At 35.7% G+C, this 19,271-nt stretch carries 13 protein-coding genes; 5 read left to right on the top strand and 8 right to left on the bottom strand.

Annotated features, from left to right (window positions below):
* Positions 1–38: 38 nt before the first annotated feature.
* From AC4AGG_RS00565 to AC4AGG_RS00535, 7 genes are all read right to left on the bottom strand, one after another.
* Positions 39–1,421 (bottom strand): peptide MFS transporter, encoded by a 1,383-nt coding sequence (locus tag AC4AGG_RS00565; RefSeq protein ID WP_489770018.1) that lies wholly within the window; start codon positions 1,419–1,421, stop codon positions 39–41.
* 161 nt (positions 1,422–1,582) lie between these two features.
* A complete protein-coding gene (locus tag AC4AGG_RS00560; RefSeq protein WP_489770017.1) occupies positions 1,583–3,301 on the bottom strand; it encodes a peptide MFS transporter in 1,719 nt (572 codons plus the stop codon).
* 145 nt (positions 3,302–3,446) lie between these two features.
* A complete protein-coding gene (locus AC4AGG_RS00555; protein ID WP_489770016.1) occupies positions 3,447–5,126 on the bottom strand; it encodes a peptide MFS transporter in 1,680 nt (559 codons plus the stop codon).
* Positions 5,127–5,228: 102 nt separating this feature from the next.
* On the bottom strand, positions 5,229–5,642 hold the full coding sequence (locus AC4AGG_RS00550; protein ID WP_489770015.1) for a hypothetical protein: 414 nt from the start codon (positions 5,640–5,642) through the stop codon (positions 5,229–5,231).
* Positions 5,643–5,698: 56 nt separating this feature from the next.
* On the bottom strand, positions 5,699–8,695 hold the full coding sequence (locus AC4AGG_RS00545; protein ID WP_489770014.1) for a reprolysin-like metallopeptidase: 2,997 nt from the start codon (positions 8,693–8,695) through the stop codon (positions 5,699–5,701).
* A gap of 402 nt (positions 8,696–9,097) precedes the next feature.
* On the bottom strand, positions 9,098–11,221 hold the full coding sequence (locus AC4AGG_RS00540; protein WP_489770013.1) for a S46 family peptidase: 2,124 nt from the start codon (positions 11,219–11,221) through the stop codon (positions 9,098–9,100).
* Positions 11,222–11,421: 200 nt separating this feature from the next.
* On the bottom strand, positions 11,422–11,739 hold the full coding sequence (locus tag AC4AGG_RS00535) for a hypothetical protein (protein ID WP_489770012.1): 318 nt from the start codon (positions 11,737–11,739) through the stop codon (positions 11,422–11,424).
* Between the two features lie 176 nt (positions 11,740–11,915).
* On the opposite strand from AC4AGG_RS00535, the gene AC4AGG_RS00530 reads away from it, so the two are divergent.
* Positions 11,916–13,079 (top strand): hypothetical protein, encoded by a 1,164-nt coding sequence (locus AC4AGG_RS00530; protein WP_489770011.1) that lies wholly within the window; start codon positions 11,916–11,918, stop codon positions 13,077–13,079.
* Between the two features lie 32 nt (positions 13,080–13,111).
* Here the strand turns inward: AC4AGG_RS00530 and ligA are convergent, their stop codons facing one another.
* A complete protein-coding gene (gene ligA / locus AC4AGG_RS00525; RefSeq protein WP_489770010.1) occupies positions 13,112–15,118 on the bottom strand; it encodes an NAD-dependent DNA ligase LigA in 2,007 nt (668 codons plus the stop codon).
* Positions 15,119–15,451: 333 nt separating this feature from the next.
* On the opposite strand from ligA, the gene AC4AGG_RS00520 reads away from it, so the two are divergent.
* From AC4AGG_RS00520 to AC4AGG_RS00505, 4 genes are all read left to right on the top strand, one after another.
* Complete coding sequence (locus tag AC4AGG_RS00520) at positions 15,452–16,786, top strand: ammonium transporter (RefSeq protein WP_489770009.1); 1,335 nt, start codon at positions 15,452–15,454, stop codon at positions 16,784–16,786.
* 57 nt (positions 16,787–16,843) lie between these two features.
* Positions 16,844–17,596, top strand: coding sequence for a glycerophosphodiester phosphodiesterase (locus AC4AGG_RS00515; protein WP_489770008.1), 753 nt, complete (start codon positions 16,844–16,846; stop codon positions 17,594–17,596).
* Positions 17,597–17,638: 42 nt separating this feature from the next.
* Positions 17,639–18,466 carry a 50S ribosomal protein L11 methyltransferase gene (gene prmA / locus AC4AGG_RS00510; RefSeq protein WP_489770007.1) on the top strand — a complete coding sequence of 276 codons (828 nt, stop codon included), beginning with the start codon at positions 17,639–17,641 and terminating at the stop codon, positions 18,464–18,466.
* 26 nt (positions 18,467–18,492) lie between these two features.
* Positions 18,493–19,271, top strand: a 779-nt coding sequence (locus tag AC4AGG_RS00505) for an MBL fold metallo-hydrolase (RefSeq protein ID WP_489770006.1), incomplete at its 3' end; no start/stop codon positions are given.

Below are 19,271 nucleotides of genomic sequence, written 5' to 3'. Positions count from 1 at the left end.
TGACAAAGCAGAGGTTTATATGATAATGTTGGTGATTATTATTTTACACCATGCATCATTCTAGTCAATACTTTGTTAAGAGAAATGAGTAATACTCCACAAAGAATAACGAAAATTGATACGTATAAGAAGATTTTTCCTGCTCCAAGAGCTTCTACATAAGAAGCTAAATATCCTCCAACGATGTTAGCAACAAATGAAGATAACAACCAAACACCCATTAACAAAGAAGCTAATTTTGGCGGAGAAAGTTTAGTTACTACTGATAGTCCAACTGGAGAAAGACAAAGTTCACCAATCGTATGAAGAAGGTAAGTTAATACTAACCACATTAAGCTTGCTTTAACTGCAGTGTCTTGTACATCACCACCCCTTTCTGCAACCGCTCCTAGCATAAAGAAGAAACCTACACCTAGAAGAATCATCCCAACTCCCATTTTGATAGGGGTGGATAATCTTTTTCCTAAGTTAGAACTCCAAAAAATACTAAATAATGGGGCTAATAATACGATAAATAATGGGTTAACTGATTGAAAGAAGGATGTTGGAATCGTATATCCAAAAACTGTTCTATCGATAAATTTATCGGTGTACAAACTTAGTGAAGAGCCAGCTTGCTCGAATCCCGCCCAGAAGAAAATCGCAAATAAGAAGAATACGAAGATAACAGATACTCTTTGCTTTTCTGCTGAAGTTAAAGGATGATTAGCATCAGAAGGCTTTTCGCTATCTACGTCAATAGCGCTACTTTGTAAGCTTCCAGGTCTCTTTCCAAGGTCTCCTAGATATTTTTGAGCCAAAAGATTGAAAAGGATTTGTCCTAGAAACATCCCAATTGCTGAAGCTAAGAATCCGTATCTATAACCATATTTTACAATTACTCCCGCTTCATTTTTTTCAGCGAAGATATCGTCGGTTAATACTCCGATTACAAGTGGAGCCAAAAATGCACCTAAGTTGATTCCCATGTAAAAAATAGAAAACGCAGAGTCTCTTCTATCGTCATTGTCACCATACAATCCACCAACAAGTGTAGAAATATTTGGTTTGAAGAAACCGTTTCCTAAAATGAGTAAAAATAGTCCCAAATAAAGACCAGTATGTGTATTCATGGCAAAGAGCACCAATTGCCCAATCATCATCGTAATACCACCTATCGTAATCGAAAGTCTTTGTCCTAAAAATTTGTCAGCCAACCAACCTCCAATAAGCGGAGTGAAATATACGAAGCCTGTAAAATAACCATAAATCAAACTCGCTGTTTGCTCATTAATGGCTAATCCACCTTCTAAAAATGTTTTTGTTAAATAAAGAATAAGAATCCCTCTCATTCCATAGTAGGAAAAACGCTCCCACATCTCAGTAAAAAACAATAGGTATAATCCTTTTGGATGTCCTTTTGCTGGCTGTACTGTATCCATATTTTAATTGTTAAATTTTGTTAAGATTCACAAATATAGTTTTAATTTTCGAAAAAATGTAAAACGCAATATTTTAATGTTTCGTATTGCATTGAAGTTTGAGGTATCTACATAAAAAACCACCGAATGTTTCGGTGGTTCTATCTTTATTTATGGAAATATTAGTGAACGTTGTTCTCTTTCATTACTTTGTTAAGCCATTTCAACATTAAGAACATCAGAACTGCTGCTCCCATCACCAATCCGAAGTTGAGATAGAAGAAATTTTGTTTTTCTGGGATGGTTTCCCAAAGGCTCGAAAGCATTCCAGAAAGTTTGTTTCCTACAGAAATGGCCAAGAAGAAACCACCCATCATTAATGCGGTAATTCTTGGAGGTGATAGTTTGGAAACCAGTGATAATCCCATTGGAGAAAGGCATAACTCACCAATAGTGATAACCCCATAAGAAGCAATCAGCCACCAAGAACTTGCTTTGGTAGATAAGTCATTGGTTGCATACACTGCACCTACCATTACCAATGCTGATAAAGCTGTCACAACAAGTCCAATTGCAATTTTTGTCGGAGTACTTGGTTCTTTTTTCTTTCTTCTCAACATACTAAAGAAACCTACTACAATCGGTGTCAAAATAATAATCCAGAATGGATTAATTGATTGATATAATTCGGTTGAATAAAGTTTTAAATCTTTTCCTTGCTCAGGAATTTCTGATTTTGGAAGGGTTTCGAAGTACTTTCTTGATTTTTCTAATTGTCCAATTTCATTAGAATAATTGGCTTTAGCTTGTAACTCTTCTTTAGTTACAGAAGGCATTGCTTCCTCCTTTTTTCGCATCTCTTCAATCGTTGCGTCAAAGGTGGCTTGGTCTCCAGAAACAACATCGTTATTAACAACAACTTGCGCCATTCCTACTTTGTCTGCAGCTTTAGCCACTCCTTCTGGCATGTTACGATTGGTGTAATCTTCAGCCCAAACAGTTAATGCATCTCCATTTTGATGGAAAATCGCAAAAAACAAAATCACGCAGGTGAATACTGCTAACAAGGCTTTAATAGCTCTGCTTTCTTTTGCTTCGGATTTGAAAGCCAAATAAATAAAAAATCCAATGACAGGCAAACATCCTATAATGAACGCATCATTAGTGTCAGAGCCTAAAAAGTTTCCAGGTATGAGGTAACCAATAATTCCAAAAACAAACATAGGAAGAACGGTCATTCCTAAGATTTTACCGGTGGACATATCACCTTCTTGAACTGGTTTTACAACATCTGCTTCTTTGATATGTTTAGTTCCTGATAGGAAAATGATTACACCAATAAGCATCCCAATTCCTGCAGCAACGAAGGCAAATCCCCAACCATAGTTGATTCTCATGTAAGCAGCTACAAAGTTACAAGCGAAGGCACCAATGTTAATTCCCATGTAGAAAATGTTGAAACCTGCATCTTTTTTGTCTTTCAACGATTCTTTACTGTACAGATTTCCTACCATTGTAGAAATATTAGGTTTGAAAAAACCATTCCCGACAATAATCAAACCTAAAGCAATAAAAAAGGCTGTGGTGTTATGAATGGAAAGGCAGAAGTACCCAGAAGCCATCATTAATCCTCCAATAACAATAGATTTTCTGTAACCCAAAACCCGGTCGGCTAGTAATCCTCCAATAAAAGGCGTCAAATAGACTAATCCAAGATAGGTTCCATAAATATCTGATTTTTTGGTGGGGTCGAATCCCATTCCTCCATTGTTCCATCCGTCCAACATGTAGAGAGAGAATATTCCGAGCATTAAGTAATACCCAAATCTTTCCCACATTTCTGTCCCGAACAAATACCAAAGTCCCTTAGGATGTCCTTCTGGCGTCTGTGTTGTATTCATATTGTAATTGTTTAGTTTATAGTTATTTCACAAATATAGTTTTTTTGATGCGATATGAAGAGAATCAAGAAAAAAATCGCAGCATCAAGCTGCGATTGGTATTCTAAATAAAGTAGATTTAGGTCAACTTTTTTCTATCGGTTTTCTAATGACCTTGCTCTTTCATGATTTTGTTGAGTCTTTTCAGCATTGTTAATCCAAGTAGTGTCGCGAAAACCAAGAGTCCAAAATTGACTAAGAAATAGTTGGCTTTGTTTTCATAGCTGTACCAAGTGCTGGCAAGAATCCCTGAAAGCTTATTACCAACGGAATTAGCTAAGAAAAAACCTCCCATCATTAATGCGGTAATTCTTGCAGGAGAGAGTTTTGATACGAAGGAAAGTCCCATTGGAGAAAGACAAAGTTCACCAATGGTAATCACTCCATAACTCGCAACAAGCCAAAGAGGAGAGACCTTAATTTGACCATTGCTTCCTGCGTATACAGCAAAGACCATAACAAGACAAGAAAGCGCAGAGATAAATAATCCCAAAACGATTTTCGACGGTGTAAAAGGTTCTTTTCCTCGTCTTCTGAGAAATGCCCAAAATCCCACAACAACGGGAGTGAGCAAAATTACCCAGCCTGGATTAATGGATTGGAAAAGTTCGGTGTTATATAGATATACTTTTTGCGATGGATTCTTTTCGAGTTCAGCTTTTTCTGAAGGTTCAATATTTTTAAAGTAAATATCCTTTCCAATCGTTTTGATGGTTTTTCCAGCTTCATCTTTCTGAGAACGAAACTGGTCATCATAGGTTGGAGTTTCCTTGTCTTCATAAGTTTTTTCTTCAACCAAATAGAGATCAGCAAGCGGTTTTTCAATCGATTTTGGAGCAGTTCTTTCGGTATAATAATTTGCCCATCTAGTCAATGCGGTTCCGTTTTGTTTGAAAACTGCCCAGAAAAACATAGAGATAAGAAATATTGATAACAAAGCACCTATAGCCGGCTTTTCTTTCGAATTAGATTTGAAATAAAGCGAGATATAGAAGTATATGACTGGGATACATGCAAAAATAAAGGCATCTGTATTTTGACTACCAAAAATGCTATGACCAAGCATTTTGTCTGGACCAAACCATCCTAGAACACCTGCAATAATGGCTGGACCAAAAACTTTCATAAGAATTTCTGAAAGCTTGGTATCACCTTCTTGGACAGGTTTCATCTGTGCCGCATGCGAATAATGTCTGCGACCAATACTGAAAATTATCAATCCTAAAAGCATCCCGACTCCTGCAGTAATGAAAGCGGGTCCCCATCCGTATTTATTTCGCATATAAGCTGCAATAATGTTGCAAATAAATGCACCAATATTAATTCCCATATAAAATATGTTGTAACCAGAATCTTTATTGGCTTTATACGGCTCTTCTGAATATAGATTTCCTAAAACGGTTGAAATAGTCGGTTTGAAGAATCCATTTCCAATGATGATTAGTGCGAGCGAAGAATAGAACAATGGAAGTTCCTTAAAAATCCCCATTCCGATGTAACCTGCGGCCATTAAGATTCCTCCCAAATAAATAGATTTGATGTAGCCCAAAACTCGATCTGCAAGAAATCCGCCAATAAAAGGAGTGAGGTAGGTCAAGGCGATGTAGGTCCCGAAAATGTCGTCTGCATTTTTGTCGGTAAGTCCTAAACCTCCTGATGCGCCTTCTGGTTCGATGCAGTAAAGCACAAAAATTCCTAGAATTAAATAATAACCAAACCTTTCCCACATTTCGGTGAAGAATAGAAAGGGTAGTCCTTTTGGGTGTTTTGAAGTTGCTTTTTCCATTTAATTTCTATATTTCCCCAAAAATACTTTTTTAAAATTTAATACACAGGGTGACTTGTTATTCTGTTCAAAATTTCCCTATGAGCTGAATTCAATTTTATTTTAAGGAAGGGTATCGTGTTCTTGTCCAATCTGCGATTCGGTAGGATTTTGTCGATAGACTTTGTATTGGTTACATTTTGCGGTAGGTTCGAAGTAATATTCGACGCCATTCTCTGAGAATGAACCAGATATTTTATTGTTGGATAAAGTGAAAGAAATAATGCGTTGGTCATCTTTGCTCTTTCCTTTGAAGGTATAAATATTGGGAATCGGTGTTTCTGAAATCGAATGCTCATTGACCACAAAAGGAATGGTCTGTCCTTTTACAGAATACAAAGTGATGGATTGAGCCGGATTTTTAGTTTTTAAAAATTCTTTTTTGAATTTCTTTCCATTAAACTTGAAAATGTATTCTTGCTGTTGAGAGAACACGAAAGAAGATAGAAGTCCGAAAAGTAACACTAATGTTTTCATAATTTAAAGATATCAAAAAAACCACTTCTCAAGATGAAGTGGTTTTTTGTAGAGATTTATTTTTTAATGAAGCTGGTTTGATAAACCGTTGCATCATTGTTTAGTAATTTTAGGAAGTAAGTTCCAGTTTTCAACCTTCTGACATCGATACTGTTGTCTTTGTAGTTGTCTTTTGCAATTAGTCTTCCAGAAGCGTCATAAACTTCATAATGACTGATTTTTTTCTTCGTAAATACTTTTACAAAATCGGTCGTAGGATTTGGAGCAATCATCGTACCGTCAATAGAAATGTTTTCAGAAGTCCCAAGACTTGTGCTTGATGTAATTATCAGAGTTCTGGAGTTCTTACTTCTATTAACACAAGCTCCATCTATAACTACTTGGCTAAAGGTTTTTCCAACAAATGTTGATGGAGAAACGCTATCAGCATAGGAGATTCCGTATACAGAGTAAGTTCCAACTGGAAGAGTTGTGAAATTTGCAGTACTGTTTTGTGCAGCGATGAGACCTGTACTTTCATTAATTGCAATGAATGTGTATGAATATCCAGTAGGAGCTGTCGTTGTTTCGTATACCATACCAGGGCCATTAAATGACACTGTATGAGTAACGCCAGACTGACTTCCCCAGTTTGTTCCATAGAAATAATAATCTACTCCAGCTGTTAAGTTCACAGGTTGTGTAGATGGAATAATATTTGCGCCACCTGAAATCTTGTAACTGTTTGAAGTAAGGAATGTAGACGTTGTGAAAGGTATTTCCTTATGGAAGCTAATCATGAAAAAACCACTTGATGCCTTAACAAAAGTGTAAGTTCCAGATTCAGTAACTCTAAATTTATTTACATAGCTACTTGTGTTTCCATATGAATATGCTGAGGTATAAGTATTATTAAGGTAGATCACTAGGTTATTTGAGCTATTTGTAGGTGTAGGGTAAATAATAGTTTTACTTGTATATTCTTGCCCTGAAATAGCAGCAGGAGTAGTCATTGCAAGATTAGCATTAGAACTACCTGCGATTGTTGTAACTGATGTTGTAGGAGAGATGTATGTTCCGTAAGCCCCACAAGATGAAGTAATCGTAAAATCATTGTTTGATACATCAAAAAATTCAGCGTAAGGATTGATAACTCCCACAACTTTAATTCTAGCAGTTGTTGTTCCAGGAACATTAGGTATTGTTACAGTTGCTGTACCATTATTTGGAACATCGCTTCCTAATGTATAAGGAAAAGTATTACCACCATCAATAGAAAGCATGATATTAACATTAGGTTGTAAATTATTCGTAGTATTTACGTCCCAAGTAACATTCATACTGCTACTACTAGCTAAACTAATTCCTGTTGCGTTAGGATAAGTTACTGCAAGAGGACCATCATCAGTAACATTTACAACAATTTCATCAGAGTCTAAACCACCATTATTCGTGTCATTATCTCTAACTGTAAATCTAAATTTCATTGTTCTGGCAACTAATGATAGTGCTTCAGCTTCTGCAGTTGCAGGTTCATTTTGATTATTTAGAACATAAGTCATTTTAGGAAAATATCTTTCCGTTGTAGTTGTACTTTGTTTAGATCTAAATAATGGTGCTGTTGTACTGTTCACGGCTGTGTAACCTCCAGCTCCAGCTATTGTATTTCCAAATGCTCCTTTATCGTTTGCAGTTGCAACATTAGCTTGTTCCCATGTGTAGGAAAGATTGGTGTTATTTGGATCACTTGCAATACCTTTTAATTTAAAAGGCGTGTTTTTCGGAATACTAATATCAACTCCTGCATCTGCTGAAGGTGCGGAATTAGAAGAGGCTACCAATGTATGACAAGTTGCATTATTTTTTAGATTGGCAAGAATCTGATCAAGACTCTTTGCATTAAAATAATCTAAACTAACATCTCCTGTGTTGGTGTAATTAGGACAGTTTGAATTATATCCCATCAATGTTGTTCCTCCTCCTGGTTCAACTGCAGAGCTTGAACTCCAACTACTTGTACAAAAAGTTGGAGTTGAAGTTCTTCCTCCAATTGCGTTATATGTATGACCTGCACCAAATTGGTGACCCATTTCATGAACAGCAATCCCTACAACGTTTGAATTTCCGTAGCCGATTGACCACTCTGTCCATGCTCTAGCTTTTGTTGTGTTATTACAAGGTTGTGGCCCAGCTTGTCCACTAACACCACTACCAGTTGAGATGATATTGAAAGTATGACCAATATCGTAATTTGCATAAGGTAAAGTTCCGTTGGCATTTAAGGTATTGAAGCCTGTTTGAGAATTTGCAGCACTTGCAAAACTTGTATTAATAGTGAATGGATCGGTTGTTCCGTCCGTGAAAATTAATGATTTATTGGTTGTTTCAGCTACCAACGTAAATGTTAAAGAAACCTCCGATTCGTAAATCTTATTAATTAAGTTTACTATAGCAACAACTTTTGCTAAAGCTAGGTCTTGATCTCCCGAATGTGCAGCTGTAAATTCACCTGTTGTAGCAACTGCTAAACGTAATCTTTTGAGTTGATTACCAAATGGAAAGTTAGTAGCAGATTTTGAGGTATTTAATTTTCCTAACTCATCAATCTCTTGTATGATATTAGAATCATAATCGATACCACAATAACCTTTTTCACCAAGATCATCTTTTGCGCTGTAAATACGATATTGTCCTTGTTGTGTTTTGTAAGGTTCAACAAAATAGTATCCGTTATTGTTTTTGATAATCGCTTCGAAGTGGTCATTGAAAAGCGATAATTTCAGAGATGATAATCCGTCTTGGCTTACCCCGTCAAAAGTGATAAGATTGGATAATCTGGTTTCGGTCAAATCATTTTCCTTCAACAGATAAGTGATGTTTCTGCCATAGGAATCAGGAAGAGTGATACTTCCGTTTTTTATTTTGCCTTTGGACAGACGACTGTTACCAAATTGACTTTCGAGTTTCTGAAAGTCAAAATTAAATGTTGTTCCTGGGATTGATTTGGTATCTGATTCTTGAGCGAACCCGAATCCAAAAATCATCACCAGAAATAAGGTAAAGAAATTTTTCATACTCATAATTTTAAGAATGTTTGTATAGTTTATGGTTTTTGCAACGAAGGCGTTTTATTAAAAAATTGTGCCAATAATATATTTCTCAATGAGATAGGTCAAAGCCTCGGACGTCGATTATTAACGTAGGTTTAATAATTTATAGCAAATTTAACTAAATTTTATTCAAATTTTATTAAATACATATTAATAATCGCATATTGAAGTTAAATTGATTTTTTTTAAATATTTTCTGTAAAAATACTTTAAGAATTTGTATTTTGTGAAAATCTTATTCTTTTAATTTATCAAAAGAGAAAAATTTTAAAAAAAGCCACTTAAAAAAGTGGCTTGATTGATATGAAAGATTGATGTTATTTTTGAGATATAAGTCAATTTTCAACTTGTTTAATTTTTCTTAAATTACTTAACGATTTTCATTTCGTCAATTAACCATTTGGAATCAGCGAACTTATCGATAACGAAAAGAATGTATTTGGTATCGACCATGATATTTCGACAAAGTTTTGGGTCATAATTAATGTCGCTCATCGTTCCTTCCCATTGACGGTCGAAATTGAGTCCAACCAAATTTCCTTTTGCATCCAGCGCTGGACTTCCTGAGTTACCACTCGTGGTATGATTGGTAGCTGTAAAATTAACAGGGACTTCTCCGGTTTTATTTTTATAAATTCCATAATCCTTGGAATTATAAAGCTGAATTAATTTTTTCGGAACATCGAACTCGTAATCTCCAGGAATGTACTTTTCCATGATTCCTGAAATATGCGTTTGGTAGGCGTAGGATAAAGCATCTTTTGGATTAGAACCTGCTACTTTTCCATATGTCACCCTCAAAGTAGAGTTGGCATCGGGAAAGAATTTTCGATCCTTGTCAGTCTCCATCAACTGCTCCATATATTTTTTCTGAAGCGCGTCAATCTGGGTTTGATAAGATTTGTATTTTGCAGAAACGTTAGTGTCATAGGCGCTTTTCATCTCAACTGCTAACTGAAAAAATGGATCTTTTTGAAGTTCAGTAGCCAGATTCGGGTCATTAAGAATTGCTTCGAGGTCGTTGTAAACCGTTTTCCCGTTGAGGTTGCCTCTTCCTGTAATGATAGAAGATTTTGACCAGTTTTCAAAAGTTTCTTCGTTCTTTCTAGCATCGCTGTACTTGGCGAAGTTGCTCGGTAGAAAAGCAGGATTATTTTTGTTTTGATATAATGCCACTACTTTTGCCGTTACTTTTGCGTCCAATGCACCGTCATAATCTTTGTAAAAAGTAGTCAACAAATCAACCAATTTAGCTTGATTTTGTGGAGTCATTTTTCCAGCTTTCTTGTCATTGAGGAAAGCAATGAAATAATTAGCCAAACGCAGTGTCTCTGCATTACGGGTTACTTCTCCATAATACGCATTGTTTAATGCATAAGGCGCTTGCTCTTTGTAAAGAGTATTGAACTGAGTAATGGTTGACTTGATTTCAGGATTTTTGGAACTCAAATAAGTCTCGTATTGTTGTTTTTTCGCTACTGCATTGGATTTTTTTAATCCTTCAACCTCACCGATCCATTTTTTCCAATAGTTAGATACACGTGCGTACTTTGATGAATATTTAATTCGGGTAGCATCGTCTACTCTCATTTTTTCGTCTAAAGTTTTTAAAGACAAGTCACGGACAGTAATCATTGCAGGGTCTGTCTCATTGACAATTTTTTCAATAGCTACAGATGGAAGATATTCTTGAGTTCTTCCTGGAAAACCGAATACAAATGTGAAATCTCCTTCTTTTTTATCCTGAATCGAAACAGGAAGGAAATATTTCGGCGTGTAAGGTACGTTGTCAGGCGAATATTCTGCTGGTTTGTTATTTTTATCAGCATAAATTCTAAACATCGAAAAATCTCCACTATGTCTTGGGAACACCCAGTTGTCTGTATCCGAACCAAATTTCCCTATTGAACTTGGCGGTGCTCCAACCAAACGAATGTCTTTGAAGGTCTCAATAGTGAAAGCGTAATATTTGTTTCCATAATACATGGATTTTACCAATACTTTCTGATCACTGGTTCGAGTAATATTCTTTTCCAAAGACTCGATATTTTTTTTGATTTGTTCTTCGGATAGATTTTGTCCATTAAGAACATCTGAGGTCACGTCTTTGATATCTATAATAAAATCAACGGTTAGTCCAGGATTAGGTAATTCTTCACCCATGTTTTTTGCCCAAAATCCATCCGTTAGATAATCATGTTCCAAAGTCGAATGCGCTTGGATTTCACCAAAGCCACAATGGTGATTGGTCAAAAGCAAACCTTTTGGAGAGATGATTTCTGCGGTACAACCACCACCAAATTGTACGACTGCATCTTTGATACTCGGTTTTTCTGGGTTGAAAATGTCTTTAGCGGAAATTTTCATTCCCATTTTCTTCATTTCTTTCTCATTGAGTTCCGTTGGGATCCACATTCCGCCGTATTGTTGAGCAAATGCAAAAGTTACAGAAGTCAATAGGGCAGAGATGATAAAGGTCTTCTTAATCATGTTCAAAAATTTGCGTCTAAAGTAAGGAAAATTGATGAGGTGAAAAAAGTGGGTTTTAGAATCGTATTTCTCTTCTTTTTGAAAAATTAAATTGATGGCTACAGATTTCCGGAAACTAAGCGAAAATTCCTATCTTTGGATGGGTGGCGAAAATTTGAAAAATTTTTGACGGGGTGGTTTTAGAGTTGAATGTTTTGCAGTTACTTCTTTTTTTCCAATAGAGCGACTCCACCACAAGAAATGTTAGCAAACTCTTTCCATTTGTGTTGATGCTGAAAAGGGATCACGTACCAACCATTCATAGGTCTGTTTTCTTTTGGAGTAAAAAGTCCGACTCCTTCTAATTTGAGAGCTTCTTCCAAAGTTTCACCGGTAATTTTGACGATGAGTTCTTCGTTCTTAAAGAACATTCCTGTCTTTCCGTTTTGCATTTTTGCACTTGGACAACCAAACATTTTTCCTGGAATGGCATCTGGGATTTCAGCTAAAATTTCATTAAAAAAGTCTTCTGCAGTCATTTCAACATAAATTTGAGTAGGTTAAAAGTAAATAAAATTTTTGATCTACATTGATAGATATTTTTCTAAATTGAATTTAGAATTTTTAAGTTTTTAGCACAAGAATTAACAAAATTTTATTTGAATATACGAAGGTATATAGAATGGAATTTTATTTCTTTGAAAAAAAATACGCAATGAGGATTTTTAGATTTGTACTTCTTTTAGTTTCCGCTCTTTATTATGCTCAAAGTTCGCAAAAGATTAAAATAGTTGATGAAGAGACACAAGAAGGTATTCCAAATGTCAGGATTATCTCATCTGATAATGTGGTTTACACTAATGATGATGGAGATGCTTTTGTCAGTAGTGGTGTGAATCAATTTCAGATCACGAAATGGGGTTATGAAACTGAAAATTTTAAGAAACTGGACGACATCATTCGCTTAAAGCCTAAAGTTAAAATGATTTCTGAAGTCAAAATTGTTCCTATTGATATTAAGCCTATCATCAATGATGTGATGAGTTCCTATAGCAAAAGATATTACTGTAATGCTTCTTTGTATGATATCCTATATAAACAGAGGATTATTAGAAATGGGAAAATTAATCTTTTGCTTGTTGCCGATGCAAAATATTGGACAGATTCTAATATGTTTATTTTTAAATACGCTCACAAGGAAGATTATGATGAGTTTGTTCAGATGCAACTTAATAGAATTAGATATAACAAAACGGCGCAGGAAAGAGAAAGGATTAATTTTAAAACAAATGAAAAAGAATCAAATGATTTTATTGGAACACTTTTCTTAAATCACGAATTGTATCGAATTCAAGTTTTACTTGCAACCCCTGGGACCAAAGTCAGTGGAAACCTATTAGAAGACAATGAAGTGGAGCAAAGTATTTCTTTTATGTTGTCCTCTAAAGAGGGATTGGATTTTTCAGGAAATTTTGTTTATAATAAGTTGGATAAAGTAATCACCTATTATGAAATGGATTATGACCAAAGCAACTATGCAACTAAAGATAAGGTCAACACCGATGGAGTCGCCTTTCAACAGAAATTAGGTAACGGAAAATTGACATTTGAGTTTTACAAGTCCGATAAGAAGTATCTACCTTCTCGTTCCTCTTTTGAAGGGTTTGGGTTCGTTAATACAATCAGTGGAAAATCTTACACCAGTGATTTTAAGCGTGAAATTATTTTTATGAAGTTTCAGAAAGGTAACGCGAAAGGACTGTCTCCAAGAGTGGATTTGTCAAAAAGTCTTGCTGATAATGAGCAAGTGAAATCGGAAACGAAAGAGAGTAAAGTCTTGCTCTCCGAAGCCGAACAAAGATTTGTAGATGAAAATTAAAAAAAAACGGAGCCGACGGGCTCCGTTTCTTGTTATTGATTATTGGTTAAATCCAAAAACTGTTGTTCGTCCAAGATAATGACGCTTCCTAAAGCTTCGGCTTTTTTGAGTTTGCTTCCGGCTTTTTCACCAACCACGAGATAATTGAGATTTTTGGATACAGCGGAGATGTTTTTTCCACCATGTTGCTCGACCAATTTTTCGGCTTGTTCTCGAGTGAAGAGCGAAAGCTTTCCAGTGAAGAGGAAGGTTTTTCCTTCTAAAACATTGCTTAGGGTAGCGCCAAAATTTTCAGCTTTTTGCAACTGAACGCCGTAGTTTTTCAGTCGGATAATCATTTCAATATTTTCGGGTTTTTGAAAATAATCAGCGATACTTTCGGCGATTTTTCCGCCGATGTCTTCCACTTGGTTGAGTTCTTCAAAGGTCGCTTTTTCTAATTCTTCAATCGTTGGAAAATTTTTCACTAATTTCTTCGCAACGGTTTCGCCCACGTGACGGATTCCTAATCCGTAAAGAACTTTTTCAAACGGGATTTCTTTTGACTTTTCGATTCCGTCTAAAATGTTCTGAGCAGATTTTTCAGCCATTCTTTCTAAAGGTAAAAGCTGTTCTTTGGTCAAGGTGTAAAAATCGGCAGGATTTTCAATCAACTTTTCGCGATACAACTGTTCGATGGTTTCGCTACCGAGATTTTCGATGTTCAGGGCTTTTCTAGAGACGTAATGAATCATTCTTCCTACCACTTGTGGAGGACAATGTGCCTCGTTAGGGCAAAAATGAATAGCTTGGTCTTCAATTTTTACCAATTCGGTTCCGCATTCCGGACAGTTTTTAATATATTGAATTTCAGATTGATAAAGATTTCGTTTTTCTAAATTAACCCCGACGATTTTTGGAATAATTTCGCCTCCCTTTTCAACATAGACGAAATCTCCATTATGCAAATCTAATTTTTTGATAATATCTTCATTATGCAAACTTGCTCTTTTTACAATAGTTCCGGCTAAAAGCACAGGTTTGAGGTTAGCTACAGGGGTAATTGCGCCGGTTCTTCCAACTTGGTAAGAGACAGATTGTAGCTCAGTTTCTACTTTTTCAGCCTTGAATTTGTACGCCATTGCCCAACGTGGAGATTTGGCAGTGTAGCCAAGTTGTTGTTGCTGTTTCAATGAGTTGACCTTCAATACGATTCCGTCAATTTCAAATGGTAATTCGTGGCGTTTTTTATCCCAAATATTGATAAATTCTTTTACTTCTTCAAGAGTGGTGCATAGTTTGGCGTGTTCCGAGATTTTGAATCCCCAATTTTTCGCATTCTGAAGGAGTTCCCAATGGGTTGTTGCTGGGATTTCGTCGGAGATAAATTGATACAAAACCGCGGAAAGACTACGTTTTCTCACTTCGCCAGAATCTTGCATTTTGAGACTTCCAGATGCGGTATTTCGCGGATTCATAAAGGGGTCTAATCCTTCTTCTTCACGCGCAGTATTGATTTTATCAAAATTTTTCTTTGTCAAATAGATTTCTCCTCGCATAAAAAAACGCTCTGGGAAATTGTTTTGCAAGGTTAAAGGTACGTCGGAAATAGTTCGAACATTAGCGGTAATTTCGTCACCCTGAAATCCATCACCACGCGTTACCGCTTGCGAAAGTTTTCCGTTTTCGTACAAAATTGAAATTGAAGCGCCATCATATTTGAGTTCTGCTACGATTTCTACAGGTTCTTCGATGGTTTTAAATATTCGTTTTTCCCAGTCTTCCAAATCATCAAAATTATAAGAATTGTCCAACGAATACATACGGAATTGGTGTTGTGTGGTCTGAAAGTTTTTGGTGATTCCGCCACCAACACGCAGAGTAGGAGAGTTGTCATCGTGAAATTCAGGGTGTTGCGCTTCTAATTCTTGTAATTCTTTCAGAAGGACATCGAAATCAAAATCGGAAATGGTGGGCTCGTCCAAAACATAATAATTGTAATTGTGTTGATGGAGTTCTGCTCGTAGATTTTCAATTTTTTGTTGAATGTTGTCGGACATCTGAAATATATTTTGAACAAAAATACAAAATGAGCCTGAGTTCAAATGATATCTTGAGATTAAAATTGATGCGTTCTCTGAGAGAATGCCTTAATAAAAATGTTTTAGAGGCTTTAGAGTTATGAAATATTACAGATATTAAGTGTACTAAAGATGAAGACCTTTGATTTTAATATTGATGTGACTTCATTTTGATCCTAATTAATTAATTGAATATTTATTTTTTTTTATAAAAATTAATCATTTGCTATATTTTAAATAGGGGGTATATTGCAGAAATATTTGTTTTATTAAAAATTACATCTAATTTTGCGGGGGTAAAAAATAAAATAGATGAAAATTGAAAAACGTTGGATTGTTTCCTTTATCATTATTTCTTTAGTTTCTATTGTGGGACTTTTTTGGAAAACAGAAGCTTCGACTGGGGATTTTTTCTTAACCGAGGATAAAATTGTAGGCGCGGATGTTGCATGGATATTGGCTTCTTCAGGCTTAGTCTTGCTGATGACACCAGGATTGTCATTTTTCTATGGTGGAATGGTGGGTCGCAAAAATGTGATATCGACCATGCTCCAAAGTTTTATCACATTGGGTGTTATTTCAATATTGTGGTTGGTGGTTGGATTTTCGCTGTCGTTCGGTGAATCAATAGGGATTACCATCAATGGTGAGAAATATGGAATTATAGGAAATCCGTTTAGTTTTACTTTTTTCAATCAGGTAGGTGTTTTGCCTCATAAAGAAATGGCGAGTACGATTCCATTTGTCTTGTTTGCCTTATTTCAAATGAAATTCGCTGTCATTACCCCTGCTCTTATCACGGGTTCTTTTGCTGAGAGAGTTCGGTTTATTTCATATTTGTTGTTCATTATTTTGTTTAGTTTGGTGATTTATACTCCACTTTGTCACATGGTTTGGTATCCAGATGGATTGTTGAATAAATTTTTTGGAGTTAAAGACTTTGCGGGTGGAACGGTAGTGCACATGAGTGCCGGATTTGCGGCACTTGCGGGAGCAATGTTTTTAGGAAAAAGAAAGAATCCTCATCACGAGCCTTCCAATATTTCTTTTGTTTTGTTAGGAACAGGGATGTTGTGGTTTGGATGGTTTGGTTTCAATGCAGGTTCGGCTTTGGCGGCTAATGCAACGGCAGCAATGGCTTTTGGTACTACAACCATTGCTTCAGCTTCTGCGATGATGACATGGATATTTTTTGACCGAATTAATGGAAGAAAAGTTTCAGCTTTGGGAGCATGTATTGGAGCGGTTGTTGGATTGGTAGCGATTACACCAGGCTGTGGATTTGTAAGTCTTTCGGAGAGTTTATTCATTGGTTTTATTTCAGCTATTGTTTCTAACATGATGGTCAATTGGGAAAAATTGAAAAAAATTGATGATACTTTAGATGTTTTTGCGTGTCATGGAGTTGGAGGAATTATGGGGATGATTCTCACGGCAATTTTAGCTCATGGCGAAAACGCCAGTCTTCTTCATGGTGGATTTGAAGTGTTCTTGCATCACATGATGGCTTTGGTGTTGGTTTCTGTCTTTACTTTTTTCGGTTCTTTGCTTCTCTATAAATTGACCAATAGTATTATTCCTTTGCGTGTTGGCGAAAAATCGGAGGAGATGGGATTGGATAAGTCTCAGCATGGAGAAAAAATCTAAAATTCAATAATTTAATTTGGAAATTTAAAATACCTTTAAGGTTTAAAAATAGGTAGCATGAAATTTTATCAAATTCTGTTTTTATTCCTTATAAGTATGATCAGTGCACAAACTCAAATAATTGCTCATCGTGGTTTTTGGAAAACTGAACCCGAAACCTCAAAAAATTCAGTTCAATCACTGAAAAATGCCCAAGAACTAAAGGTTTATGGTAGTGAGTTTGACGTGAGAATGACCAAAGATGGAAAGTTAGTTGTCTTTCACGACGAGCATCATGGAAAAGTCGAAATTTCTGAAACCAATTTTAGTGAAGTTAAAAAATTGACATTGTCTAATGGAGAAAAGATTCCAACTTTAAAAAAGTATCTTAAGCAAGGTTCAAAATTCCCTAAGGTCAAACTAATTGTCGAAATCAAACCTGCGAAATCGCCTTCCGTTGAAAAAGAGATTGTCACCAAAACTTTGGCTCTTGTCGAGAAAATGGGATTAGAAAATCAGTGCGAGTTTATTTCATTTAGTTTAAATATTTGCGAAGAAGTCAAAAGGCAATCTCCTCAATTCGTTGTTCAGTATCTTGCGGGAGATATTGCTCCAGCGTTGCTTAAAAATAAAGGCATCGATGGTCTGGATTATCATTACAGTGTTTTGTTGGATAAACATCCGGACTGGATTTTAGAAGCGAAAAATTTTGGGTTGATTATCAATACTTGGACGGTTAACGATCCTGAAATTTTCAAAAAATTAAAGGAAAAAGGAGTTGACTTTGTAACGACAGATGTGCCCAATCAATTTCTTGAAGAATCCTTTTAATTAGCCTTCATTTTCATTAGTTTTGCATCACAATTTATAGACATGCAAAATTACCTCGAATTCAATTTTAAAATCAATCCCGTTCAACCTTGGAGCGAAATCTTAATGGCAGAACTTATCGAAGTTGGTTTCGATAGTTTCACAGAGGAGAGTTCCGGAATTTTGGCTTACATTCAAAAAGATTTGTTGAATGAGGAAGACTTAAATAATCTTTGGTTATTGAATTCGGAAGAGGTAGCTATTTCGTACTCCTTTCAGGAAATGCCTAATATCAATTGGAATGAAGAGTGGGAGAAGAATTTTGATCCAATCAATGTAGAAGATAAAGTCTTGATTCGTGCCGAGTTTCACGAAGCGAATCCTAACATGCATGAAATTGTCATTCAGCCCAAAATGTCTTTTGGAACAGGGCACCATCCAACCACGCATTTGATGATTCAGCAAATGTTGGAAATGGATTTCGAAGGCAAAACGGTTTTGGATATGGGTTGTGGAACTTCGGTTTTAGCAATTTTTGCAAAGCAAAAAGGAGCTGATAGAGTAGTGGCTATCGACATCGATGAATGGTCCGTTGAAAATTCCATCGAAAATGCACAGAGAAATGATGTAGCCTTAGAAATATCTCAGGGAACAGCAGACAATTTAGGATCTGAGAGTTTTGATATTATCTTAGCAAACATCAATCGAAATATTTTGATTTCAGATATTCCAACCTATGTTTCTGTTCTTAATAAAGGAGGCCAGTTGTTACTTTCTGGTCTTTGTTTTTTTGATGTGGATGATATAATGGAAGTTTGTACCGAGCAAAATTTAACTTTAGAAAACAAACAACAGCGCGAAGAGTGGTGTAGTTTGTTACTTAGGAAATAGTTTTCCGTTAGTAAATGTAAAAGTTAATGGAAATTCTAAAAATTCATCATTTGAATTGTGGAACCTTGCGCACTGTTTTTTTGAAAATGCTGTGTCATTGTTTGCTTTTGGAAACAACAGAAGGTTTGATATTGGTGGATACGGGATTGGGACTTAAAGATATTGAGTCTCCCCAACGACGGTTATCCTGGATTTTTAGAAAAATGAATCGCCCTGTTTTGGATAAGCGGGAAACTGCTTACATGCAAATAAAAAATCTAGGTTTAAATCCTGATGAGGTTAGAAAAATTATTATTACTCATATTCATCCTGACCACATTGGAGGAATTACAGACTTTAGAAACTGCGAAATAATTGTTTCTAAATTAGAGTTTGAAAATTATCATAAAAACCCTCTCTTCGATGCCCAACTTTCTGACGATATTCTATGGAAACCAGTAGAGGTTGAAGACGGTGACTGGAAGGGTTTTCGATGTGCATCTCCTTTTAACACAGATCAATTACAACTAATTGCACTACCAGGACACACGTTTGGACATTGTGGTGTTCTAATAAAAATGAAGGATTCCGAAATTTTATTTTGTGTAGATTCCTACTATGATAGAGCAGAAATAGCAAATGAGAAATCTTTTAAAGCGATTGTATTTCAACTATTTCAAAGGCTTATTAGTGATGATTTTAATGCATGTAAAAAAACGCAAAGAAAAATAGAAAACTTGAATCAGGATAAAAACATTAAATTTTTCTCTACGCATGATGGAAATGAATTTAAAATGTTTAGTAGTCGTTACTTAGATGATTCTTT

Source organism: Chryseobacterium sp. CG10_8 (assembly GCF_058117085.1).
This window is presented reverse-complemented; position numbering and strand designations above follow the sequence as displayed.